Source organism: Shewanella marisflavi (genome assembly GCF_023283925.1).
Lineage (GTDB): Bacteria > Pseudomonadota > Gammaproteobacteria > Enterobacterales > Shewanellaceae > Shewanella > Shewanella marisflavi.
Genome location: NZ_JAKIKX010000001.1, coordinates 367,611 through 390,638, shown reverse-complemented (window position 1 = coordinate 390,638; position 23,028 = coordinate 367,611). Strand labels below are relative to the sequence as shown.

At 50.1% G+C, this 23,028-nt stretch carries 23 protein-coding genes and 1 pseudogene; 14 read left to right on the top strand and 10 right to left on the bottom strand.

The features are described 5' to 3' along the window. Positions 1-339, bottom strand: coding sequence for a P-II family nitrogen regulator (locus L2712_RS01660; protein WP_033537934.1), 339 nt, complete (start codon positions 337-339; stop codon positions 1-3). Positions 340-591: 252 nt separating this feature from the next. On the opposite strand from L2712_RS01660, the gene L2712_RS01655 reads away from it, so the two are divergent. Then, the gene (locus L2712_RS01655; RefSeq protein WP_088905368.1) at positions 592-1,134 is read left to right on the top strand and encodes a hydrolase; all 543 of its coding nucleotides are present in this window, start codon (positions 592-594) and stop codon (positions 1,132-1,134) included. Positions 1,135-1,190: 56 nt separating this feature from the next. Here the strand turns inward: L2712_RS01655 and nrfA are convergent, their stop codons facing one another. After that, a complete protein-coding gene (nrfA, locus tag L2712_RS01650; protein ID WP_248976694.1) occupies positions 1,191-2,591 on the bottom strand; it encodes an ammonia-forming nitrite reductase cytochrome c552 subunit in 1,401 nt (466 codons plus the stop codon). A 247-nt stretch (positions 2,592-2,838) separates the two neighbouring features. Here nrfA and narQ point away from each other — a divergent pair, with 247 nt between their 5' ends. Both narQ and L2712_RS01640 read left to right on the top strand, forming a co-directional pair. Beyond that, positions 2,839-4,542 (top strand): nitrate/nitrite two-component system sensor histidine kinase NarQ, encoded by a 1,704-nt coding sequence (gene narQ, locus L2712_RS01645; protein WP_248976693.1) that lies wholly within the window; start codon positions 2,839-2,841, stop codon positions 4,540-4,542. A 62-nt stretch (positions 4,543-4,604) separates the two neighbouring features. Then, complete coding sequence (locus tag L2712_RS01640; RefSeq protein WP_248976692.1) at positions 4,605-5,234, top strand: response regulator; 630 nt, start codon at positions 4,605-4,607, stop codon at positions 5,232-5,234. Between the two features lie 66 nt (positions 5,235-5,300). Here L2712_RS01640 and L2712_RS01635 read toward each other — a convergent pair whose 3' ends face one another. Next, on the bottom strand, positions 5,301-5,675 hold the full coding sequence (locus L2712_RS01635) for a YacL family protein (RefSeq protein WP_033537929.1): 375 nt from the start codon (positions 5,673-5,675) through the stop codon (positions 5,301-5,303). A gap of 168 nt (positions 5,676-5,843) precedes the next feature. After that, positions 5,844-6,602, bottom strand: coding sequence for an FKBP-type peptidyl-prolyl cis-trans isomerase (fkpA, locus tag L2712_RS01630; protein WP_033537928.1), 759 nt, complete (start codon positions 6,600-6,602; stop codon positions 5,844-5,846). Between the two features lie 186 nt (positions 6,603-6,788). Between fkpA and L2712_RS01625 the strand changes: the two genes are divergently transcribed. The 6 genes from L2712_RS01625 (at position 6,789) to L2712_RS01600 (ending at position 13,247) form a co-directional block, all read left to right on the top strand. Next, positions 6,789-7,760: a WD40 repeat domain-containing protein gene (locus tag L2712_RS01625; protein WP_248976691.1), complete on the top strand. Its 972-nt coding sequence runs from the start codon at positions 6,789-6,791 to the stop codon at positions 7,758-7,760. Between the two features lie 8 nt (positions 7,761-7,768). Then, positions 7,769-7,981 carry a SlyX family protein gene (locus L2712_RS01620; protein WP_033537926.1) on the top strand — a complete coding sequence of 71 codons (213 nt, stop codon included), beginning with the start codon at positions 7,769-7,771 and terminating at the stop codon, positions 7,979-7,981. Positions 7,982-8,059: 78 nt separating this feature from the next. Further along, positions 8,060-9,469, top strand: a complete 1,410-nt coding sequence (locus L2712_RS01615; protein WP_248976690.1) for a COG3014 family protein — start codon at positions 8,060-8,062, stop codon at positions 9,467-9,469. A 25-nt stretch (positions 9,470-9,494) separates the two neighbouring features. After that, the gene (gene lpoB / locus L2712_RS01610; RefSeq protein WP_248976689.1) at positions 9,495-10,088 is read left to right on the top strand and encodes a penicillin-binding protein activator LpoB; all 594 of its coding nucleotides are present in this window, start codon (positions 9,495-9,497) and stop codon (positions 10,086-10,088) included. 289 nt (positions 10,089-10,377) lie between these two features. Further along, positions 10,378-12,966, top strand: a complete 2,589-nt coding sequence (locus tag L2712_RS01605; protein WP_248976688.1) for an ERAP1-like C-terminal domain-containing protein — start codon at positions 10,378-10,380, stop codon at positions 12,964-12,966. A 68-nt stretch (positions 12,967-13,034) separates the two neighbouring features. After that, complete coding sequence (locus L2712_RS01600; RefSeq protein ID WP_248976687.1) at positions 13,035-13,247, top strand: hypothetical protein; 213 nt, start codon at positions 13,035-13,037, stop codon at positions 13,245-13,247. A 59-nt stretch (positions 13,248-13,306) separates the two neighbouring features. On the opposite strand, the gene L2712_RS01595 is transcribed toward L2712_RS01600, so the two are convergent. Together L2712_RS01595 and L2712_RS01590 are read right to left on the bottom strand one after the other, a co-directional pair. Then, complete coding sequence (locus L2712_RS01595; protein WP_088905374.1) at positions 13,307-13,873, bottom strand: phosphoribosyltransferase; 567 nt, start codon at positions 13,871-13,873, stop codon at positions 13,307-13,309. Between the two features lie 404 nt (positions 13,874-14,277). Beyond that, positions 14,278-16,050 (bottom strand): alkaline phosphatase D family protein, encoded by a 1,773-nt coding sequence (locus L2712_RS01590; RefSeq protein WP_248976686.1) that lies wholly within the window; start codon positions 16,048-16,050, stop codon positions 14,278-14,280. A gap of 346 nt (positions 16,051-16,396) precedes the next feature. Here L2712_RS01590 and L2712_RS01585 point away from each other — a divergent pair, with 346 nt between their 5' ends. After that, positions 16,397-16,816, top strand: a complete 420-nt coding sequence (locus tag L2712_RS01585; protein ID WP_248976685.1) for a CBS domain-containing protein — start codon at positions 16,397-16,399, stop codon at positions 16,814-16,816. A 76-nt stretch (positions 16,817-16,892) separates the two neighbouring features. Here the strand turns inward: L2712_RS01585 and L2712_RS01580 are convergent, their stop codons facing one another. Together L2712_RS01580 and L2712_RS01575 are read right to left on the bottom strand one after the other, a co-directional pair. Further along, complete coding sequence (locus tag L2712_RS01580; protein ID WP_248976684.1) at positions 16,893-17,594, bottom strand: LrgB family protein; 702 nt, start codon at positions 17,592-17,594, stop codon at positions 16,893-16,895. 1 nt (position 17,595) lies between these two features. Then, positions 17,596-18,015 (bottom strand): CidA/LrgA family protein, encoded by a 420-nt coding sequence (locus L2712_RS01575; RefSeq protein WP_088905378.1) that lies wholly within the window; start codon positions 18,013-18,015, stop codon positions 17,596-17,598. A gap of 102 nt (positions 18,016-18,117) precedes the next feature. Between L2712_RS01575 and L2712_RS01570 the strand changes: the two genes are divergently transcribed. Beyond that, positions 18,118-19,011 (top strand): LysR substrate-binding domain-containing protein, encoded by an 894-nt coding sequence (locus L2712_RS01570; protein ID WP_248976683.1) that lies wholly within the window; start codon positions 18,118-18,120, stop codon positions 19,009-19,011. 177 nt (positions 19,012-19,188) lie between these two features. Here the strand turns inward: L2712_RS01570 and L2712_RS01565 are convergent, their stop codons facing one another. Beyond that, positions 19,189-20,112 (bottom strand): DUF808 domain-containing protein, encoded by a 924-nt coding sequence (locus L2712_RS01565; protein ID WP_033537917.1) that lies wholly within the window; start codon positions 20,110-20,112, stop codon positions 19,189-19,191. A gap of 301 nt (positions 20,113-20,413) precedes the next feature. Between L2712_RS01565 and rpiA the strand changes: the two genes are divergently transcribed. Further along, positions 20,414-21,073 (top strand): ribose-5-phosphate isomerase RpiA, encoded by a 660-nt coding sequence (rpiA, locus tag L2712_RS01560; RefSeq protein ID WP_248976682.1) that lies wholly within the window; start codon positions 20,414-20,416, stop codon positions 21,071-21,073. Positions 21,074-21,185: 112 nt separating this feature from the next. Here the strand turns inward: rpiA and L2712_RS01555 are convergent, their stop codons facing one another. Continuing rightward, positions 21,186-21,815, bottom strand: coding sequence for an NAD(P)-dependent oxidoreductase (locus L2712_RS01555; RefSeq protein ID WP_248976681.1), 630 nt, complete (start codon positions 21,813-21,815; stop codon positions 21,186-21,188). Positions 21,816-21,920: 105 nt separating this feature from the next. Here L2712_RS01555 and L2712_RS01550 point away from each other — a divergent pair. Continuing rightward, positions 21,921-22,825 (top strand): annotated as a pseudogene (locus tag L2712_RS01550) (LysR family transcriptional regulator). A 41-nt stretch (positions 22,826-22,866) separates the two neighbouring features. After that, positions 22,867-23,028, top strand: a complete 162-nt coding sequence (locus L2712_RS01545) for a hypothetical protein (protein ID WP_248976680.1) — start codon at positions 22,867-22,869, stop codon at positions 23,026-23,028.

The window sequence follows — 23,028 nt, the reverse complement described above, 5'->3', positions numbered from 1 at the left end:
TTAAAGTGCTTCGTTATCGAGTTCGCCGGTACGGATACGGATCACCTGATCGAGATCCGTCACGAAAATCTTGCCATCACCTATCTTGCCAGTACGCGCTGCCGCGACGATTGACTCGATAAGGTGATCGACATTTTCAGCCTTGGTCGCAATATCAAGTTTCACCTTAGGCAGAAAATCCACCTGATATTCGGCACCTCGATACAACTCTGTATGACCTTTTTGACGACCGAAACCTTTTACTTCTGTCACCGTCATGCCTTCTATGCCCAACCCTGCAATGGCTTCTCGCACATCATCGAGTTTAAATGGCTTAATTATTGCGCTGATTAATTTCATTACCGCCTCCGACTCATCCTAATAATCTTGCTGATGCCAAAGACAATTCAATCATTAGGCCACAATTACAAAACCATAACATTCATGTAGTTATAAACATTTCCCCCAAACAACTTGCATATAAATGCACCAAGAGGGTGCAGGCATGCATGCGGCGCACAAAAATAGCGCAATCAGGTATTCGACTTATGACGGATTGGTTCGGCGCAATATGCAGGTATGATTGAGTACCCATCAGCCGAGGAGAGCATTATGTTAAAACCACAGGAATGTGTTCTGATCATTGTGGATGTACAGGGAAAGCTGGCCACCATGATGCATGAGGCCAATGAGCTAGAGGCTAAACTCACTAACCTTATCAAGGCCGCCGAACTGTTCGAGATCCCTATCATCTGGCTGGAACAGATTCCGGATAAACTCGGTGCCACTAGTCCTGAATTAGCGAATTTATTAACACCTCACTATCAGCCTATTGCAAAAGAGCATTTTAGCGGCTGGCATGCAGAGCCTTTCAGGCAAGCCCTACACCAATATGGCAGACCCAAGGTATTGCTTACAGGTATTGAGACCCATATCTGTGTCTATCAGACCTGCCGGGATCTTCTGGATAATCAATACGAGGTGCACCTGGTAACCGACGCGGTTTCATCCAGAACACAAACCAATAAGCAATTAGGCTGTGAGATGATGACGCAGCACGGTGCATTGCTGACCAATAGCGAATCACTATTGTTTGAACTGCAAGCCCATGCCAGTGGCGACAGGTTCAAGGCTCTGCTCAAGATGATAAAGTAGCAACGATATAAAAAAGCCCCGGATAACCGGGGCTTTTACTATGCAGGGGGGATGTATTAGTAAGTTGCTTCGCGCTTCTTAGCTTCAGCATCCCACTTAGGAAGTACATTCTTCTTGAACTCTTCCTTATCGGCATTCATCTTCTTCATGTCCATACCAAGAGCTGCTTGTGCCTTAGCCTTAGTTGAAACATCAGGGATAGCGATTGGTTGCTGAACACCTTTCTTCGCTAGCAGTTGAGCAAGCTTGATACGTGCATCACCCGCTTTATCTACTGCAGTACCGAGTATGCGCAGTGCTTCGTCAGCCGCGTGAGCCGCTACACCGTGAGAGGCAGTAGCATAATCCCAGCGCCACTGTGAATGACGGATATCCATTAAGATAGGCTTCATTTCAGCTTCAGTTGCGCCAGCGTCCCAAGCCGCTTTAGCTTCAAAGTGCGCTTTAACTAACTGAGACTCAGCACGTTCTTTAAGGTCAGCAACTTTAACTTTACGCTCTTTAGTTAAGTTAACCATGAACTCTTTGCTTTGAGAGTGACAAGTCGCACAGGTTTCTTCGAAGCGATCGAATGGGTTACCTACCTTGTGGTCGGTAAACTTACGACCTTCAGCATTCTTAACTTTAGGCATATGACAGTCAGTACAGCTAACGTTGTTCTTACCGTGTACGCCTAGCTGCCAAGTTTCATAACCTGGGTGCTGTGCTTTGAGCATTGGTGTCTTAGACAAAGCGTGAGTCCAATCTGCGAACTCCATGTTGTCGTAGTAGACTTCCATCTGCTCAACAGTTGTACCCATATCCCATGGGAACTTCACAAAGCCTTTACGATCTTTAGTCTTCTCGAAGTAGTATTCTACGTGACACTGACCACAAACCATTGACTGCTTGTCTTTCTTAGACGCTTTATCAAATGGTGTGCCTAATGTTGCCATTGCGCGGTCGGCAAATGGACGAGACATACGTAGTTTAGAAGAACCTTTCTCGTGGCAATCTGCACAACCGATAGTATTAGCGATTTCAGCACCGCCTTTGTACCACTTACCAGTGAAGTAGCCATCTTCGCCCTGCTCTTCAATAACGCGAGGCACATCAGGGCTCTTACAAGACCAACATGCCATTGGCATTGGGCCATCTTCAGCAGACTTTGGTGCACCGGTACGAAGCGTGTTACGAACGTCAGTCACTGCATACATATGACCACGAGGCGCATTATAATCTTTCGCGAAGCCATAACCTGCCCATAACACAACCAGGCTAGGTACTTCTTCAAGCATATCTACAATTTCTTTGCTTTCAGCAGTGTCATGCCAGCTGTTGTACTGCTTAGAAAACTTATCTTTATAAACTTCATTGCGGGGCTCAGTTTTTTCACTTGCCATTGCGCCAGTAGCCATTAGGCTAGCAGCGACCAAAGCACTTAGTGCAAAGGTTTTAGTCGTTAATGTTCTCACCATCTCATCTCCGTGTTACTTTTTATAGTAGTCTTTATAACCACAACATCTCCAAGGCCAAAGTTAGTCCCTTAAGCCTATTAAAAATATACCCCTTATGGGGTATCCGGGGTAAAACTTGAGGCAGATCATAGTGTGAATGTGTTGTTGGTCACATTTTTGCCACTTTGTTAATTTTATCAGCGACTGCTAAACAAGTAACATAGTCCAAAGTTCCGATTTCTCTCTATAATTTAATGAGTTCTAATACATGAAGAAAGGCAGTCTCACCTCCACAATATTAAGGTTAATGTTAACCCTAATTTTACTTTCCAGTGGACTCGCCACATTCGCTATAGCCAATTTGGCATATAGTCTCGGGGATGCCAGAGCCATCAACGCTTCCGGCTCGCTGCGAATGCAAAGTTACCGCCTGATGTTCTATGCCAACTCTGGCAGTGAAGAGGCAGACGAAAAAATCAAAGAATTTGAAGCCACCCTGCACTCGGATGCCTTGAAACGCTCCCTGGACTGGATGACACCGGATGATCTCTCCTCTCAATACCTGCTAGTAATCGAAAAATGGCAGATGATGAAGCAGTATATTGAAGAAGAAAACAGCCGCCTCTACGTCTCTGCACTTAAAGATTTTGTCGACACCATAGATCTGTTCGTACTGGAAACCGAAGAGTTCGCCGCCTTCAAACTCAAGTTACTGGCGGCAAGCCAGATCTCAGGCCTGGGACTCATGTTATTAATCGCTTTCTTTGCGGTACGCTTTACAAAGCGTAAAGTGGTAACCCCCCTAAATCAGCTGATGGAGTCTGCTAACACCATCTCTAAGGGGGAGTTTGATGTCACCATGCCTGATAGTGAATATATCGAGCTCAGCTCCCTCAGCAATGCCCTGGCCAGCAGTGCTAAAGAGCTATCAACTCTGTATAACAATTTGGAAAACCAGGTCAAAGAGAAGACCTTTGCACTGACTCGCGCCAATAATGAATTAACACTGCTTTATGACAACTTGGTGATGCTGCACTCAGGGAAACTGGAGCTCAGCACCCTTAAGCAAGCGCTGAATCAATTGCGAGCGCACGAGCCCAACAGCTTCTTGCGTCTGGTGATCGCTCAAGATGACAAAGAGAAACTCTATATTGATGCCGATGGCGGCTGGCCTAACACCTCGCGCAGTCAAACACGTTTCCCGCTAAAATTTGCCGACAACGAACTTGGCTATTTGGAGGTCACTTCGCTTGGGGAGATCAATCATCCGCTCTTTAAAAACTTCGCCATCATGTTGGCCCGCTCTATCGTCATCCATAACTCGGGTGAACAACGCCAGCAATTAGCCTTGATGGAGGAGCGTGGCGTGATCGCTCGCGAGCTACACGATTCTCTGGGTCAGTTACTGTCCTTTCTTAAAATTCAGGTCAACCTGCTCTCCAAGGGACTCGATAATCAATGCCGCAGCCCTCAAGTAGAGGAACAGCTCAAAGAGATCAACGAAGGGGTTAATACCGCTTATGTTCAGTTAAGGGAGCTCCTGTCCACCTTCAGGCTCACCATTAAGGATCCTAACCTCAATCATGCCATTGAGATGATGCTGGATCAGCTCAGGGGACAAACCACCGCCAAGATAACCCTGGAGGACAAGCTACCCATACAACTTTTGGGTGCACATCAACATATACATGTCCTGCAGCTCACCCGAGAAGCTACCCTCAATGCCATCAAGCATGCTCAGGCTGATCACATTCACATCTCCTGCACTCGCAGCGGCAACAACGTCAAGATCAGTATCAGTGATGACGGGGTAGGCTTAGAGAAGCTAAAAGAAAGAGATCAACATTTTGGCATAGGAATCATGCATGAACGCGCAAGTCGCCTCTCAGGTGTGGTAGACTTCAGCAGCAATGAACAGGGGGGAACGACGGTGACCTTGATCTTCCCACCTGAAAAAGAGCCTAGTCAGTAGGGATACTGACGATATAAAATACTAATTGTTAAACAAAACAGACCTCAGTGGAGGCTATACAAATGGGCAAACCCTATTCAGTTTTGGTTGTGGACGATCATCCCCTGTTACGTCGTGGGATCTGTCAACTTATCACCTCTGATTCAGACTTCACCCTCTTTGGTGAAGCAGGCAGCGGCCTAGATGCCCTGTCGGCAATTGCCGAAAACGAACCGGATATCGTACTGTTAGACCTCAACATGAAAGGAATGACAGGGCTAGATACCCTGAACGCTTTGCGTCAGGAAGGAGTGACCAGCCGCATAGTGATCCTTACGGTATCTGATGCGAAGCAGGACGTTATCCGCCTCGTGAGAGCCGGCGCCGATGGTTACCTACTCAAAGATACTGAGCCGGATCTGCTATTGGAGAAACTCAAAAATGCCATGCAGGGTCACCGAGTGATCTCTGATTCGGTTGAGGAGTTTATCTACGAACTGAAAGATGGCGCGAACGAGCAGGACTGGATAGCTAACCTGACGCCAAGAGAGTTACAGATCCTCGAGCAGTTGGCCGAAGGCAAGAGCAACCGGGTAATCTCTGAGCAGCTACATATCAGTGAAGGCACGGTTAAAGTCCATGTCAAAAACCTGCTGCGTAAAGCAAATGCCAAGTCGCGCACCGAAATGGCGGTACGTTACTTAAACCAATAAACTTGACCTTGCGCGAGTTTATAAAAAAGGCAGCCTAAGGCTGCCTTTTTAGATCTGACCAATAAATCATCGACTCTCATCGATAAAGGCTTGCCAACTATTAAGCGCCGCCTCAAAATCTTCCAAGCCGCAATAGGCCTGAGACTCGCCATCATACAGAGACATAGACTCATCCAGCAGGGTGTCGTCCTCCGTCTCGAGCACGTTGGCAAACACTCTTACCTGCTCTTCATCCAGTTCAATGGACACTGCTTGGCCAATAAAACGCTGCTCTCTAATCTTACCCTGCTGCAATGCCGCTATCGCCTCTTGCACCTGGCCGATTAAAGTCTTGTCTTCGCCCAACTCATCGACAAACCAAAGCCCCATTATCTCGTGATCCATGGTGAATTGGGCTACCAAGGTTCCGGTTAATGTATTGCGGCGAAATTCATATTCCATAAACTGTCTTCCCAAATAATGCTCTGCAAATTTTAAACTAAGAAAAAGACAATTGCAGGAATATCCGCTCGAGCACAGGGTAAACGCCGATAAATTGATCTGCCACTGACGCTAACGCGCAGGCATAAAAAAGGGCGCCTCAGCGCCCTTTAATTAGCTAAATCAAGCTTATTTGGCTGCTTCTTCAGCTGGTACCGCCTTCTCGATAGAAAGTAGTTCCACTTCAAAGATTAGTGTCGAGTTGGCAGGAATGCTACCGGTATCACGGTTACCATAAGCCAGCTCTGAAGGGATAACGAAGCGGTACTTAGCACCCACTGGCATCAGCTGCACGCCTTCGGTCCAACCTGGGATAACGCGGTTTAGCGGGAACTTAGCGCTCTGACCACGAGCGATTGAACTGTCAAATTCGGTGCCATCGATCAGCGTACCCACATAGTGTACTTCAACCGTGTCTTCTGCCGCTGGCTTATCGCCCGTTCCTTCAGTGATCACTTCATACTGCAGACCAGATTCAGTCGTCACCACACCTTCTTTCGCCTTGTTGGCTTCTAGGAAAGCAGCGCTTTCTGCCTGGGCTTTTTCAGCCAATGCAGTCGCTTGTGCCTGACGTTTCTCATTAAGCTGCTCGTCAAGACCTTGCAGTACTGTCTGCATCTCTTCTTCGGTAAGCTTAAGCTCATCGTTCAAACCGTTGCTAAAACCTTGAATGATCAGGCTACGATCCACAGGCAGACCCAACTCTTCCTGCTCTTTAATATGGCCTGACATATATTTACCAATAGACGCGCCGACACTATAGGCTTGCTTCTGCGCCTGAGTCTCGAGTTTGACTTCTGCCGGTTTTGTTGTTTTTTGTTCTTGATTACAAGCAGTTAGACCAACCACCGCCAACGCGACCAGTGACATTTTATAAATCGACTTCATTAAAGCTTCCTCAGCATTTTCTTGTGGTTACAATAACCTTACTCTTCTAAGACGAACCACTTTATACTAGTTAATTAACATATACCAATTACATTGATGAAGTTTCATCTAGAAGGCTGGCGGGGTATTTTTGCCAGCACATGTAATAGCGCTTGAGCTAGAGACAACTAAACCAGGAACAAGTTCATGAGCAAATCCAGCTTGCTGCATTTTTGTACACTGATAGCTTGTACACTCCTGCTGAGTGCCTGCCAGCCAAAGCCTCAGGTCAACAGTATCATCGCCGAGCCCAGCTATGATGCCAGCCTCTCGCCCAATGCCAGCCATCTGCTGGTCAGCACCACCAGTAACAATCTACAACTTTGGGATCTACAAACACAGACGCTGAAATACCAATGGCTCCATGGTGGTCAAGGGGGCACAGCCATAGATACAGCTCTATCGGATAACCTAAAGTATGCCGCCTCCCTCAGCCGTGACTCAGTTGCCCTGTGGAACATGGAGGATGGCCAACCCTTGGGATGGTGGTCACTACCTGCCACAGGACAAACCCTGGCACTTGCTAACAATGGCACCTTGCTGATCGGCCTCACCGACGGCAGCGTAATGTCACTCAACCATCAAACCAACACCTTGATTAAATTCCTCGGCCATAGTGAGAAAGTGAACAGCGTGGCTCTCTCGGCCGATGGTCGCTGGGCATTGTCTGGCGGGAATGATAACCAGGTGGTTCTCTGGCAAGCGAATACCGGCCAGCCACAGCGTCAGTGGCAGCTCCCCAGCCGTGTGCTTCAGGTCAGTCTAAGCCAAGATGCCAGTCTGGCCTTTGCCGCCGACAGTACAGATCAGGCCAAGATATGGCAGACCCAAAGCGGCGACGCCGTCTCACAACTGAAAATAAAGCGGCGCACAATGAACTTTTCCACTGCACGCTTTACCAATAATAATCTCACCCTTCTCACAGGCACCCCGGCTCGAGAAGTGAACGTTTGGCGGGTCACCGATGGAAAAATGCTCGCAAACTGGCAAGTTACCCGCACCGAACGTGCGCAAATCAAGGGCGCCGTTGTATACTCAGTGGCAGAAACCCCCAATGGGCAGATCATCAGCTTCGCCAGCAACGGTTTGCTAGAGACTTGGCCCATGCCACAGCAATAAAGGAACATTTGGTGCAACTAGAACAAAGAATCGAAGATCTCGAGATGAAACTGGCTTTTCAGGACGACACCATAGAGTCACTGAATCAGCAGGTGATCAGACTCAACGATCTTCTTGCCGAGCAGCAGGAAAAATTACGTTTACTGACCAGCAAGCTGTCACAGGTAGAACCCAGCAACATTGCCAGTCAAGCAGAAGAGACACCGCCACCACACTACTAAGGTGTGCGGCGGCCATCGGCGCACCTGAAAGCGTCATGCTCAAAGATGGAAAACCGCTCATAAAGGATTTGAATCTATATGCCAAGTCAGCCAAATGCGTTTGTCAGAGTCATCAAGGGTTATACAGCGCCGCTGCTCACCACCCTAGTCTCACTCTGTCTATCGGGCTGCGCCTTTAACAGTATTTTCATTAGCTACCCTTCACAACTTGCCCCCATCAAGGCAGAACTCGGCAGACAAGCATCACCCGGGCTTTACCATCAGCTCGACGATGCCATCACGGGCCAGGATGGACTCTTATATGCCCAGGAGGCGGGGCGAATCGCACAGATCAGCGGCGACTTTGAAGCCAGCAAGAGCTACTATCAACAGGCGGCAAAAGCCTATGAAAAATTTGATCAACAGGCAGTGCTCAGCGCATCCGATCTGGGAGCAAAGGCCAGCAGCTTGTTCATCAACGACAATGTGATCCCCTACCGTGGTCCGGGCTATGAGCGCATCATGTTGCATCAATATCAGGCCCTCAACTACCTCTTTAGCGGGGACAGTCAAGGTGCTCTGGTGGAAGTCAGGCGCAGTAATGAGCTACAACAAAGCGAGCAGGCCAGATACCAAAAGTCTCAAGCGTCGGTACAGGCGATGGCCAACGGCACCATAGACGCCGAGGTTAATCGACTTGGCCGAGCGGCCGGAACCACTACAAGCTCTTTCTTAAACGCCTATAGTTACTACACCACGGGTCTGCTACATGAGCTATTGGGGGAAGAAAACGATGCCTTTATCGATTATCGTAAGGCCGCTCAAATAGCCCCTGACAACCCTTATCTGCAGCAAGATTTGGTGCGGCTCGCCAAAAAACTGGCCATGCCACAGTATGAGGAGTTTAAGCGCCGTTGGGGCGATGCGCTGCTCGCCAAGCCAGGCCAGGGACAGGTTGTCGTTTTGGTCGAGAGAGGCTTTGTCCCAGAGAAGCAAAGCTTTACCGTACCTTTTCGAATTGATGGTAACTGGCAAACGGCTTCGCTAGCCACCTACCCTCCACAGCGCGCGGCAATGAGTGCCGCGGAGATAGCCGGGTTTGGCACTGTGCTGCGCGCGGCGCCACTCGCCAATATAGATGCCTTAGCCATCACGGCACTTAAAGAGGAACTGCCCAGCGCCTTAATACGACAAGCGGCCAGGGTATACGCTAAGGCAGAGATGGCGCGCAGTGTACGAAGTGAATCTAAGCGGCGCCGGGACGAGTTAGATGCCGGTGCCATAGCCATGCAGATCTTTAACGTGGTCACAGAGCAAGCCGACAGGCGTAGCTGGTTGACTCTGCCAAGGCAGGCACAACTAGCCAGGCGTTATCTGGATGCCGGTCAATATGAGATCCGCATAGGGCAGTCCCAAATGCAAACGATTGACGTAAAAAGCGATAAAACCACATTAATTTGGATAATTGATACTGGTAATTTCACCCGTTTTTATTCAATAATCATCTAATCTAGATAAAGGAATCGGTATTTTTATGAAAAAATTCAACCTCATTTTTATCATTGCAGTGGCTATCGGCCTGGCAGGCTGTCAATCTAAGGTCCAGTACGGTGATGCAACTGAAGTCGAAACCGTCAATGAAAACTTCGGTTCTACCGATCTGCAGGCGATCACCGCCAAGATGGTCGACAGCATGCTGAGTTTCCCACCCGTGATTGCCATGACAGCCAAAGATCGTCCAATCATCTTTGTCGACAAGATCAAGAACAAGACCTCGGAACATATCGATACCGAATCGGTAACAGACTCTATCAGCAATAAGCTGTTACGCTCGGGCAAGTTCCGTTTTATCGACATGACTAAGGTCGACGCAGTTCGCAAGCAACTGGATTACCAAAACAATTCAGGCATGGTAGACCCATCGACCGCCATCAACTTCGGCCGTCAAATTGGCGCCCAGTTTATGCTTTACGGCAATCTATCGAGCATCGTCAAGCAAGATGGCAGCACCACAGATGTCTATTACAAGATGACCATGCGTCTAATGGATCTGGAAACGGGTCTGATCGAATGGTCTGACGAAAAAGAGATCCGTAAGACCAAGTCTAAGTCTTTCCTCGGCATGTAAGTGAACCCTGCCGAATGAGCCAATAAAAACCAGCCTAGTGCTGGTTTTTTATGGCGTTCTCTTGCTCAGGCTGGCTTCTACCCTGAAAAACATCACACAATTTCTGCCGATAAATTCTACTGCGCGGCCAAAGAGTCATGTAGAATGAGGCCGCTATTGGCACAGCTAAACATCGCCAGCTTAGCCTTAATAACTAAGCCTTAATAACTAAGTCTTAATGGATAAGCTTTAATGCCTAAACCTTAATGCCTAAGCCTTACACCCATCAGTCAGCTAACAAGGACCCATTTTGAAACTGTTTTCGCTTTGCGCTATTAGCCTTACCACTCTTTTGATTAGCGCATGCCAGAGCACGGCCCCCGCCCCTAAGCAGCCCTCAACCAATCAGGACGGTATCAGCGCCACTATTGCCCAGCAGCGAGCGAATCGGGTCAGCGAGGTAAGCTACCAACTCCATCTGGATGTCACCAATGACAGGCAATTAACAGGCGAAACTCAGATCCAGTTTAGGCTTACGGATAACCAGCAGGCATTAAGGCTAGACTTCAAGCAGGCACAGATCAGCAATCTGGTGATCAACGCTCAGAAGCTTTACCCCAATTATGACGGCAACCGACTCCTGATCCCTGCGACGTTACTGCGTAGCGGCAACAACCTGATCAGCCTGCACTTTCGCAAGGCCTATAGCCAGGGCGATCAGGGCTTGATCCAATACCAAGATCCCGCCGATGGTCAACGCTATCTCTATTCGCACTTTCTGCCATCGAGTGCGCAAACCATGATGCCCCAGTTCGATCAACCGGATCTTAGAGCCAGCTACCAGCTCAGTGTACTCGCCCCTAAAGAGTGGCAACTCGCTAGTGCTGCAACTCTGCAAAACAGCCAGGCCCAGGGCGATAATACGCTATGGCAATTTACCCCCAGTTTGCCGGTCAGCCCCCATAACTTCTCACTACTGGCGGGTCCCTACCAAAGCTGGCAGCAAGATAAAGATGGCATCACCTTACAGCTACTGGCACCTCAATCTGTCGCATCACAAATAGAAGCAAATACTTGGTTAACGCAAACCGCTCAGGCCATGAGCTACTATGAGCAGCGTCTGGCGACCCCCTATCCCTTTGGCCATTATACCCAGGCCATAGTCCCCCATCTGCCCTCTGACTTTCGCGCTAGTATGGGGCAAACAAGTTTTAATCTGGCAAGCTTAGCGGCAGCCGTTCCGGGCCGTTTACTTCGACAAGCTCTGGCCGAGCAGTGGCTGGGAAATCTGGTCACCCTAAAGTGGTGGGATCAATTCTGGCTAAATCAGAGCCTGGCGCATCTTGTCGCCGATGATGCCGAGACTCAACTTATCGATAAGCCAATAGAGGCCAGCTTAGCCCTGGATAACTATAGCCGCAGCGCGCCTCAAATAGCGCGGCAGGTCGCCAATAGCCTGGAGCTATTTGATGGCAATACAGTGCCAAATCTAAACAAGGCAATCGCTCAGCTTAGCCAGCTTAAATTTATGTTGGGCGAATCCCATTTTTACCAAGGGATAGCTCACTACCTTAAGACCTATCCCCTGCAAAATGCCGATTTGAACGACTTTCTTTTGAGCCTGGAGACTGTCACCAATCAGCCACTCAGCCAGTGGGGACAAGAAGCTTTTATGCGCGCTGGTGTCACTCGCCTAACAACCCGTTTCAGCTGCGAGGGGGGACGCATTAGCCATTTTGATCTCCACCAGCTAAATGGCGGCGCAGCATCTAATAGGGTCAAGCTAGGCTTATTTACCCTAGGGCGCCATGCACTGCATAAGAATCTGGTGTCCGAGGTAACCTATCAGGGTGAGCACACGACGGTGAAACATCTTAATGGCGTGCGCTGCCCGGATCTGGTGTTTAGTAACTATCAGAATAAGGCCTATGTCAGGGTCAAGCTCGATGACACCTCACTGGAAACGGCGCTGCTGCACCTGAGTAGCCTCGAAGAGCCTGAGCTGCGTCTCATGCTTTGGCAAACCCTGTGGGAGTCAGTCCTTGCGGGCGAACTGCCCCTTAACCGCTTTATCGGCAGCAGCCTAATCAACCTGCCCGCTGAGTCCGAGCCTCAGGTGCTTGAGAGCGCTCAAGAGCTGCTGCGTCAGGCCAAGGCGATGCTGGAACAGATGAGCCCTAATCAGCAACGCTATAGCCGGCAGGCTCTCAATGCCATTGCCCAGATGAGCCTGCGACTGACTATCAGCAACAAAGCTCAGCCTGAAGTGCAATCTCTGTGGTTTGACAACTATCTGCACTTTGCCGTCAGTCACCAGGCCAAACGGCATCTGGCGGCACTGCTCGATGGCAAAGAGCAATTAAGTGGTATCACCCTTACGCCAGAGCGTCGCTGGCAGATGCTGATCCACCTCAATCGTTATGATTACCCAGGTGCCGAGCGACTGGTGCAGCGGGAAAAACAGGCCGACGACTCCAAACTCGCCCAACAGGCCGCGCTGAGCGCTCTGGTCGCCAGACCCAGCGCCAAAGAGAAGCGCCAGTGGTTTGAACGAGTACAGTCTCACACTCAAGAGAGTGATCCACAATTACTGGAAAAATTGACGCTCGTGATGCGTCAGCTCTACCCCAGCGAACAGAAAGCCTTGAGTCAGGCGAGCGCCGAGCAACGTCTCGATGAACTGACGCAGCTGGATAAACGCAACAGCCAAGCCTTTATGCAGCAATATACCCGCTACCTGCTTCCCAGAAGTTGCAACTATGCCAGTGTCGCGCGCCTACAGGCATTGCTGGCACAACCAGAGGGATATAGCCCAACCACCTTGAAGGGGATCAACCAAACCATAGAGGCAGAGCAAGAGTGTATTCGCGTATTGGAGGCGATGCAGCATCTTCCCTAGACCTATGGCAAAGGATTTTAGGTTATAGTGAAAAGAGCAGCCAGTAGCCTAGTCAACAGGAGAATCCCATGGGCATTTTTCAACTTGCCGCCATCGCCATCATAGGAGCCTTCGCCTTTGCGGCCTTTAAGGAACATAACAAACGTCAGGTCAAAGAGGACAACAGCGAGCTGGATCAACTTAAGGCGGAGATAGATCAGCTCAAGGCTCGTATAGTCACCTTAGAGAAAATCGTTACCGATAAGGCTTATCAGCTAAGGGATGAGATAGATAAGCTCTAGCAGTTAACTGGCAGAGATAAAAAATGCCACCCTAATGGGTGGCATTGTTAGCGACAAGCTTAAACGAACAGATCTTTGATATTCTTCAAGTCGCCCTTACCGCTGGCGATCTCCTCTGGCGACAAGCCAGACACCTCGTGCGGGAATACCAACCAATCTTCAGACTCATGGATAAAATAGTCTGGTTTTAACGACACCGCAGTATTCTTCGGCTTGTAGTATGGGCAGGCAATGCGCACATCTCGTGGCATGTTAAGACGCATCAGCTCAGCCAGCTTCTCTTTCAGGGCATGGATACTACGGCCCGAATCGAACACATCATCGACAATCAGCAAGCCATCATCGGCGTTAGCGTTCTCAACGATATAATGCAGGCCGTGCACCTTGATCTGTTTGCTCTGTTTGTCCGTGCCTATACCGTAGTAAGAAGAGGTACGTACTGCAATATGATCTGTCTCGACCTTTTTGAAATCAAAATATTCCTGTACCGCGATCCCTATCGGAGCGCCACCACGCCAAATGCCAACAATGAACTGTGGCCTAAAGCCGCTTTCATAAACTTGCGCCGCTAGTCGGAAAGAATCCTCCAGCAGTTCTTGTGCGGTAATAAAGTGTTTATCAGACATCAGGCCGTCCCCATCTTTTTCTATTTGGTCTTTGAGAGGGAGGAAGTAATCCTTTTTCGATTAGGCTTCACCCCAAATGCAGCGTAGCACAAGGGCGGCGTATTGAGTTTCAACACGACAACAAGCAGGGCTACGGGATTTGGAGCTGAATTTTATACTAAAAAAACCAGAGGTGCTGAACTAAATCGTGAAACTTGAACTGGGGATCCATTTTTTTATACCAATCCCCCAAGCAAGTGCTCAGCAATGGCTAGATAAAATGCCTGAAAACAAGGAAAAACCTTAGATAACGACAATCAAAATTGGTGAACAGCCCTATAGAGCATTTAAACAAGCTTAAATTATTACTATGGGCAATAAGATAAAAAGCCGCCTCGAAGGCGGCTACATCGACTAATTTAGGCTCACGCCGCGGCAATCTTGGGCTCACCCGCCATAGTCACGGCCGCGTAATGTTTGTCACTTGCCTCACTGAATTCGGTATCCAGTATGGTATCGACATAGTGCCAGTCACTGCGCACCGTCTCTGGAGTAAAGGTCAGCAACATAAAACCACGGTCCCTTAAGTTGGTGTACTTAAGCCCTTCCACCAGCTCGACCACGCCCGCTTCGGTCACGCCTTGCTGATCCTCACTAATGCCTAAGTAATACTCAAGTCCAGGCGATGAAACTGAGCTGGTCGCGTACTCAACCCCTACCACATCACCATGACTGTCCTTAAGCTCGTTTGCCCAGGCGTTATGAGTATCCCCGGCAATCACTACCAGGTTTGCCCCCGTCGCCTTTGCCGTGGCCAAGATCACCTCGCGCTCATAGGCATAACCATCCCAGGCATCTAAGTTATAGGGAATAGATGGCATCTGTAACAAGGCCATCACTTCAGGAGTTAGCTTGTGTTGATTACCAATAAGATAACTGTATTCCTGCGCCGTTAGCGTAGGGTCATTCGCCGCCGCGCGGGCCGCCAGCTGCGCCAGAGCCCCAAGTTCGGCATACTGATACACAGACAGCTTCTGCATGGCGATCGCCGCAGGTAACATCATGGTGCCCATCAAAACCTGTTGTCCCAGCACCTGCCATTTACCGGTGGCGCTAAGCAGGCTCGCCTGCAACCACTGCAGTTGGTCGGCGCCGAGCAAGGTGCGATCGCTGCTGGTCACATCCGCCATAAAGCGGGCGCTGTCCATGGCACCTGTGGCCCCGTCGACATAGTCGGCATAATCCAGCTGCTTATCACGCGCCAGCACACGAGTGTCCAACATATGCAGATCGACCAGATCGCCAAAGCTAAAGGAGCGATAGATCTCCTCGTGATTACCTTCACGCCAAGGACGAATTGGCAGCCACTCAAAATAGGCTTGCAGCGCCGCCATCTTACGCAGCTCGAAGTCTCCTTCACCTTCATTATGATTTTCCGCGCCGTCAGACCAAGTATCGTTGGCGACCTCATGGTCATCCCATACGGTGATGAAAGGCACCTTGGCGTGCAGTTTCTGTAAGGCAGTGTCGCCACGGTATTGGCCGTAACGGGTACGATAATCGCTTAAGGTAAAGAGTTCACCGGCAGGCAAAACCTCACGGCCAAGCTCGGCCGCATTTTCGCTGGCATAACCCTCGCGAGCATATTCATAGATGTAGTCACCCAGATGCACCACGGCGTCCAGCCCTTCCTGCTCACTCGCCAACTGATAGACATTAAAGTGACCGGCTGGGAAATTAGCACATGACATGACTGCCAGCTTGACCTGCTCGACGGCGCCCTCTGGCAGTGTCTTGGTCATGCCCACATCCGAGGCTTGCTCGCCAGACATGAAGCGATAGTAGTAAGCGGTACCCGAATCCAGGCCGATAGCATCGACTTTCACCGTATAGTCGCGCTCGGCATTAGTGGTCATCTCACCGTTAGAGATCAATTGAGTAAAGCTGGCATCTGTGGCGATCTCCCAGCTGACGTTAATATCGCCATCGACTTCGGGAGTCACTCGGGTCCAGAGGATCACGGCGCTGTGAGTGGGATCGCCACTGGCGACACCGTGCAGAAATTGTACCTTGGCGGCGGTTTCCACCTTATCGTCATCACTGCTCGAACAGCCCATCAAGCCATAGGAGACCACTGCGGCACCGACACCCTTGGCCGACATGGCCAAAAAATCCCTGCGAGAATATTTCGTTTTCATTGTTATTCCTTTATTTGAGCCTGTTATCCCTAGCGCCTCTCCCCCACATCATGTGAAGCTGAAAACTCATACTTCGAAAGATAACTGACCTTGTTATTGTTATTCCTGGTAAGAGGTCCAATGACCTTAATTGTCAATTAACAATATTGCAAAATTATTATGGTCACAGCAACAGATAGTTCTAACTAGTCTCACCGGACAAAGCAGCTAAAAATATTAAAAACAGATAAATAATTGGAGTGAGACAGCATATTTAGCCAACCAAAGGCCCCTTACTTCATACAGACTAGAGCATTTATCACAAGCTGTTATGATTAAGCCATCACCATAGTTGAAGGAGTCGACCATGCGAGTTAGCGATATCATGACCACGGAAATCGTGTGTATCAGCGATCAGGCCACGATTAAAGATGCTCACCTGTTAATGAGTAGCCGCGGCGTGCGTCACCTGCCGGTAGTCAGCGAAAATGACGGCGCCCTAGTCGGCATACTGACCCATAAGAAGATGATAGCGACCGTAATGAGCATACTGACCCATTACGGCAATGAAGGGTTAGATCGTCAAGAACGTCGCACCTTAGTGGCCGACATCATGGAAAGGGAGTTTCAAAAAGTCACTCTGGATGAGCCCCTGTTAGTCATTGTCGATTACTTTATCGACAACAAGTTGGGCTGCCTGCCTGTGGTAGACGATAGCCATAAGGTGATTGGCATTCTCACTTCTTCGGATTTCGTCAAACTCTGCGCCACACTGCTTAAGCAATAGCGCAGACGAAAGCTTAGGCAAGGGCTAAGGCGCAAAATAATGGTTTGGCCATTACGATAGAGCGCGGCCCAAAAAGCTATACCAATAAATAGGCGAATAATGGCGCGCCGACCACCATGGCGATACCAGTAAAGATCATGGTCAGGCTGGCGACAACCCCCTCTTCCCGACCATATTCGGCGGCTTTAGCCGCCCCTACGCCATGAGCACTGGCACCTAAGGCCGCTCCCTTCGCCAAGGGGCTGGAGATTCTGGCGAGCTTAAATACAGGCCCACATAACACCATCCCCAGTACACCCGTCATAAGCACTAATACGGCGGTCAGGTCCGGCACACCACCAAACTCCGTTGTTGCTTCCAGGGCAAATGGCGTCGACACAGATCGCACCAAGAGACTATGTGATAACTCAGGCGGCAGATAGATCACCTGACTCAGTAACCAGGAAGAGAGCAGCCCAACCAGCAACCCGGTCAACACTCCAAGACTCAGAGTCAAAGGGTAACGCCTGATCAACCGGCGCTCTCGGTAGATAGGCAGGGCAAAGGCGATAGTCGCCGGTGCCAGCAACATACTTAAATAATGGTTGTATTCGAAATAAGTTGGTAAGGGGATGGCAAAAAAACCGACCAGAGCCAGCAGTATCGCTGGCGTAAGCAGCATAGGCGATAAGTACCAGTAGCCGAAATGCCGATAGAGGCGTTTGCTCACCCCATAGCTGACTAGCGTTGCCAGCAGACAGGCCAGCCCCAAAAGTGAGAGGTGCAAAAAGGAAAACATTCTAGGCTCCCTTAGTCGAATCAGCGATTGGTCGGCGCAAACGACGCTCATACTTGAACACGCGATCGATCACTAAGCCGGTGAACAACAAAACGCAGCCACTGCCCAGCACTAAGGTACAGAGTAAGCTGACCCCATATTGCTCTAACAAGGGGGCATAATGAATCGAGGCAACCACAGGTGGAATAAAGAAGAGCAGCAACTCACCGAGCAACCAGGCCGCGCCGCGCGCCACAAAGCGCTCAGGTAACCAGTTTAATGCCAACAGAGTCAGCAGCGCCGCCAGACCTATCACACCACTGGGTAATGGCAACGCCAGTCGCGTCACCAACCACTGGGCACCAATGGCTAGCAGAGATAATAATCCGACCTGAAGCGCCAGCTGTAACAGATTTCGAAAAGAGAGAAGATAAATGGCCATCACATACTCAGCCCAAAAGAAGATAAAGGGATCTTACGCTTGCCATTTAAATAAAAAAAATGAATATTATTTATAAAACTAATTACCAAAAGCTATCTAAATATGGATCTTAAGGCACTACAGTATTTTGTCGACGTGGTGGACTCTGGCGGTTTCAATCGCGCCGCCGAGCGTATCCACCTCAGCCAGCCCGCCCTTTCTAAATCGATAGCCCAGCTAGAAGCCGAACTCGAGCTTCCCCTGCTGACCCGAGGCAAACGAGGAACTAAGGTTCAACTCACCCCCCATGGCGAAGTGGTTTACCGCCATGCGCTGACGCTACTTGCAGCCAAGAGGGCGCTAACAGAAGAGCTGGATAAGCTGAAGGGACTGAGCAAAGGATGCTTGCGACTGGGACTGGCGCCTCTGGGCAGTGCAGAACTATTCGCCCCCATCATCGCCAAGTATCGTCAGGCCTATCCAGAGATTGAAACCCAACTGCTGGTGCGGGGCGGTGTCGAGCAGACCTCGGCACTGCAACAAGGAGAGATAGAACTTGCAACCGGCATTATCGATCTTAAAGAGCAGTACGAAGGAATTGCCATCCACACAGAGCCTATGGTGGTCGTGCTTCCCAGCGAACATACACTGGCTAACCTTAGCGAGATCCCCCTGGGCCAGCTCGACGGCTATGCTCAGATCTTGTTTGAACCAGAGTTTTCCCTGCACGAGATGGTGCTCAACGCCTGTCAAAAATCTGGAGTGACCATCACGCACCCCACTCAGGTGAATCAGCCTGAATTTGGCGTGGCCTTAGTGGCAGCGGGCATTGGCGTGATGTTACTACCTAAATTCATTGCCGAGCGCTACCGCCACCAAGGGGTATGTCTCAAGGCACTGACAGAGACAGATCTCAGTTGGCAGATGAGCCTATTCTGGCGCAAGGATCATAGCCTCTCTTTTGCCGCCCAGGCGATGATAGCGCTGGTGAAACAACATCAGGCCACCAGCCCCTAATTGCCAGGGGGATTCATCCATCAGGCAGTGCAAAGGCAGTACAAAGGCATTGCCTGACAACGCCCGACTGAGTCAGCCCCCAAACATGTCACTTTAGAGTGGTAGCAGCCATCTAACTATGAAAGGCGATAAAACACAAAATGATACCGCCACACAAGGCAATAACTTAACTCAGTGTTAGCGACGAATCCGTGAAAAAAGAGACATCACCACCAGGGCTGCCGCCCCCACTAAGACGCCGAACAGCGCATTGAGAAGACTCGGGGTGATCCACGCCAGTACAGGCCCTACCAAGGCAAACTGCTCAACCCAGTGAGCCGCCTGCTCAAAATAGCTGCCGATGGCATGCACACCATGGGTCAGGATCCCGCCACCCACCATGAACATAGCGATGGTGCCAACCACGGTCAGCCCCCGCATCAGATAAGGTGCCGCATTGACCAAGGCGCCGCCAAGCTTACGGCCAAATCGTCTAGTTAAGCTATCCCCCTGACGCTGACTCAAATAGAGGCCCGCATCGTCAAGTTTGACGATCCCCGCCACCAAACCATATACCCCAACGGTCATCAGCACGGCGATGACCGCCAGAGTCACTACCTGAGTCATGAAACTACTCTCGGCCACCACGCCTAAGGTAATAGCGATGATCTCGGCAGAGAGCACAAAGTCGGTGCGGATCGCTCCAGCCACCTTCTGCGTCTCAAATGCCTTGAGATCTTCGGCGGCCTTTATCATCTCACTCTCGCTCATGGCAGGCTCATGCTTATGGGTAAGCGAGTGATAGACCTTCTCGAAACCCTCATAACAGAGAAACAGGCCACCAAACATCAGCAGCGGCGTCACCGCCCAGGGAATAAAGGCACTGATCAGCAGCGCCGCGGGAACCAAGATGCATTTATTGCGCATCGACCCCTTAGCCACGGCCCACACCACAGGCAATTCACGGTCGGCATTGACCCCTGAGACCTGCTGGGCATTTAACGCCAAATCATCCCCCAGCACACCCGCGGTTTTACGGGCTGCAACCTTACTCATCAGGGCAACATCATCCAATATTGCTGCGATATCATCCAACAGGCTTAATAGACTCGCGCCAGCCATGCTCTCTCCTTAACTCTTTCAATATCCTTTGTCTGCCCCATTTGCGCGTTATCAAACATCACAAAGGTGCCCGAGCGAACTATTAGCGTAACCTACTCTTTAGCCTGACACTTTTCCAGTGGCTAGCGAGTAAAACGCCTGATAGCGCATTAGCTTGGGAGGTTTAGCACAATTGTTTAAGGTGAGCTTTAAGCCAAATTGCCAGGCAAACTAACAAACTGTGTCATTTGACATACGCTCTGGCGCAACTAGGGGTATAATGACGACCAAATGCTTCGTATATCCTTAATAGGAACTCCTTATGACTCAAGATGAAATGAAAAAAGCCGCAGGTTGGGCTGCCCTCGAATATGTCGAAAAAGACAGTATTGTCGGTGTGGGCACAGGCTCGACCGTTAATCACTTTATCGATGCCCTGGCGACCATCAAGGCCGATATCGAAGGCGCGGTGTCTAGTTCTGAGGCCTCAACTGAGAAAATGAAGGCATTAGGGATCCCAGTTTTCGATCTCAACTCAGTTGACCAACTTTCTGTCTATGTCGATGGTGCCGATGAGATCAACGGCCATATGGACATGATCAAAGGCGGTGGCGCCGCCCTTACCCGCGAGAAGATTGTTGCCGCCGTGGCCGACAAGTTTGTCTGCATCGTGGATAACACGAAAGAAGTCGATGTTCTGGGTGAATTCCCACTGCCTGTCGAAGTGATCCCTATGGCGCGCTCATACGTGGCCCGCGAGATCGTGAAGTTAGGCGGCGATCCGGTTTACCGTGAGGGTGTGATCACCGACAATGGCAACGTGATCCTCGATGTGTACAACATGAAAATCGTTAACCCGAAAGAGCTGGAAGAAAAGCTCAATCAGATCGTTGGTGTCGTCACTAACGGCCTGTTCGCCAACCGCGGCGCAGACGTCCTGCTGGTAGGTACCCCAGATGGGGTGAAGACGGTTAAGCTATAGCACTAAGCTGACACACCAAGTTTAGTCATACCAAAAAGCCACTCCTAGAGTGGCTTTTTTTATCATCAAACTCAGCAGTCAATGTCACTCAACGCCACAGCCAGATATCTCGTTAGTAGGCCACGCTGATCCGCTGACGGGCATGGTTGTCTGTGCCCACCAGATCGACCATTGCCTTGGCATAATCGGCTACCGAGATGCGGCTGCGTCCCTGCTCATCGGTAAAAAACTGATCGCCACCGATACGATAAGTACCTTCACTGTCACCAGGATAGATCTCTGCCGCGGGGCTGACAAAGGTCCAGTTCAGTGGTGAATCACTTTCTCTGAACACCTTAAGCGCCTCCCCTTGGGCAAGAGCCTCATCTTTGTATTCAGGGTGGAAATCGGGCGATTGCACCAACATCTGCCCAGGGGCAAGCTCCAAACTGCCGGCGCCGCCAACCCACAAGAGACGTTTCACCTGTGTCTTAGGCAGCAGTTCAAGTAGCGCCTGAGCACTCTTTGGGACCAACTCGTGCTGTCCATTGGCACGACCACCAATGGCGGCGATCACCAGATCGATATCGTTAAAGTGTTCCGGGGTGATCGTCTCACTCAAATCTAACTGACGCGCCTGCACCGTCTCATTCAATTTTGCAGGGTCTCTGACCAAGGGGGTTACCCTTAACTCACGGCTCAACGCCTCTTGCATAATGGCGCTACCTATCCAACCTGTAGCACCGATAATTGCAATATTCATCTTCTGTTCCTCGCTGTGTGACTAAATTGGCATTAGTTTACTTAGCCAAGATATCGTGATAAACAGCGTAAATAGAGCAATATTGTTTCAACATAAGATACTAATATGGATAAGATCAGCGCGATTCGTAGTTTCGTCGAGGTGGCCAGCTGCGGCAGCTTTACCCAGGCCGCCGAGCAGTTGGATCTCAGCCGCTTACAGGTCTCCAGACACGTACAGGAAGTTGAGCGCTGGCTTGGCCTCAGGTTATTGCACCGCACCACTCGCAGTGTCAGCCTTAGCGTGCAAGGTGAGGAAGCCTTCATCTATTGCCAGAAGATCCTAGACGAAGTCGCTAGCCTGGAGAGCCGTTCCCAGCGTCACAGGCTGGAACTGGTAGGCAGCATCAGAGTCGCCTCTCCCATCGGCTTAGGGCAAAACTTGTTATTCGAGGCTATCGACGCTTTTACCCGCCAACACCCTCAAGTCAAGATACAGTTGGTATTGTCTGACGAACTGGCACAACTGGTTGGCGAGCGCGTCGATATCGCCCTACGCTATACCCATCAACCGGACGAGAGCCTTATCGCTCGCCGCCTGATGCAGATAGACTCAGCACTATGCGCCTCTCCCCGCTATCTAAGCCAGCACCCGGCGATCACGCAGATAAGCGATCTTAGGATGCATAACTGCCTGCTTCACAGCAGCCAGAGCCGATGGGATTTCGTCAAAGATAACCAGACCATAGCGCAGAGTATCAGCGGCAATCTGCAGGCCAACGACATGGGCGTACTGCTAAAAGCTGCCATTGGTGGTAAGGGGATCATTCTCTTGCCCTGCGATCTCGCCAATCCTCACTTAGCCTCGGGTGAACTCGTTGAGGTCTTGCAAGGTCATCATCTGCCCAGCAAGACACTGTGGGCCGTCTATCTCTGCGTAGCTATCAGCAGCATCTCGTACGCCACTTCATCGACTTTATCGCCGAGCGCTGGCAAAAAGACATCAATAAGTGGCGACCTGCTAACCAATAGAAAAAGCCCTAGTGTAAACAAATCGGCTAAGGCGTAGCGATTTGCTTGCACTGGCAGCGGGTGTGGATCTCAGCTTCTACCTTTACATGGCAAGGGATCAGGATATGATGCTGATGGTATTCATTGCCACACAGACACTATGTTACAAGGACACTAAGTTCCAAGGACACTTTGCGCCAAAGACACAGCGCTACAAGGAATAA

Coding starts and splice junctions, on each gene's coding strand:
- L2712_RS01615 (WP_248976690.1), top strand. CDS start 8,060: ATGCCAAGTCAGCCAAATGCGTTTGTCAGAGTCATCAAGGGTTATACA.
- L2712_RS01655 (WP_088905368.1), top strand. CDS start 592: ATGTTAAAACCACAGGAATGTGTTCTGATCATTGTGGATGTACAGGGA.
- L2712_RS01570 (WP_248976683.1), top strand. CDS start 18,118: ATGGATCTTAAGGCACTACAGTATTTTGTCGACGTGGTGGACTCTGGC.
- nrfA (WP_248976694.1), bottom strand. CDS start 2,591: ATGGTGAGAACATTAACGACTAAAACCTTTGCACTAAGTGCTTTGGTC.
- L2712_RS01555 (WP_248976681.1), bottom strand. CDS start 21,815: ATGAATATTGCAATTATCGGTGCTACAGGTTGGATAGGTAGCGCCATT.
- L2712_RS01580 (WP_248976684.1), bottom strand. CDS start 17,594: ATGTTTTCCTTTTTGCACCTCTCACTTTTGGGGCTGGCCTGTCTGCTG.
- L2712_RS01595 (WP_088905374.1), bottom strand. CDS start 13,873: ATGTCTGATAAACACTTTATTACCGCACAAGAACTGCTGGAGGATTCT.
- L2712_RS01600 (WP_248976687.1), top strand. CDS start 13,035: ATGGGCATTTTTCAACTTGCCGCCATCGCCATCATAGGAGCCTTCGCC.
- L2712_RS01590 (WP_248976686.1), bottom strand. CDS start 16,050: ATGAAAACGAAATATTCTCGCAGGGATTTTTTGGCCATGTCGGCCAAG.
- fkpA (WP_033537928.1), bottom strand. CDS start 6,602: ATGAAGTCGATTTATAAAATGTCACTGGTCGCGTTGGCGGTGGTTGGT.
- L2712_RS01635 (WP_033537929.1), bottom strand. CDS start 5,675: ATGGAATATGAATTTCGCCGCAATACATTAACCGGAACCTTGGTAGCC.
- L2712_RS01585 (WP_248976685.1), top strand. CDS start 16,397: ATGCGAGTTAGCGATATCATGACCACGGAAATCGTGTGTATCAGCGAT.
- L2712_RS01625 (WP_248976691.1), top strand. CDS start 6,789: ATGAGCAAATCCAGCTTGCTGCATTTTTGTACACTGATAGCTTGTACA.
- lpoB (WP_248976689.1), top strand. CDS start 9,495: ATGAAAAAATTCAACCTCATTTTTATCATTGCAGTGGCTATCGGCCTG.
- rpiA (WP_248976682.1), top strand. CDS start 20,414: ATGACTCAAGATGAAATGAAAAAAGCCGCAGGTTGGGCTGCCCTCGAA.
- L2712_RS01660 (WP_033537934.1), bottom strand. CDS start 339: ATGAAATTAATCAGCGCAATAATTAAGCCATTTAAACTCGATGATGTG.
- L2712_RS01640 (WP_248976692.1), top strand. CDS start 4,605: ATGGGCAAACCCTATTCAGTTTTGGTTGTGGACGATCATCCCCTGTTA.
- L2712_RS01575 (WP_088905378.1), bottom strand. CDS start 18,015: ATGGCCATTTATCTTCTCTCTTTTCGAAATCTGTTACAGCTGGCGCTT.
- narQ (WP_248976693.1), top strand. CDS start 2,839: ATGAAGAAAGGCAGTCTCACCTCCACAATATTAAGGTTAATGTTAACC.
- L2712_RS01565 (WP_033537917.1), bottom strand. CDS start 20,112: ATGGCTGGCGCGAGTCTATTAAGCCTGTTGGATGATATCGCAGCAATA.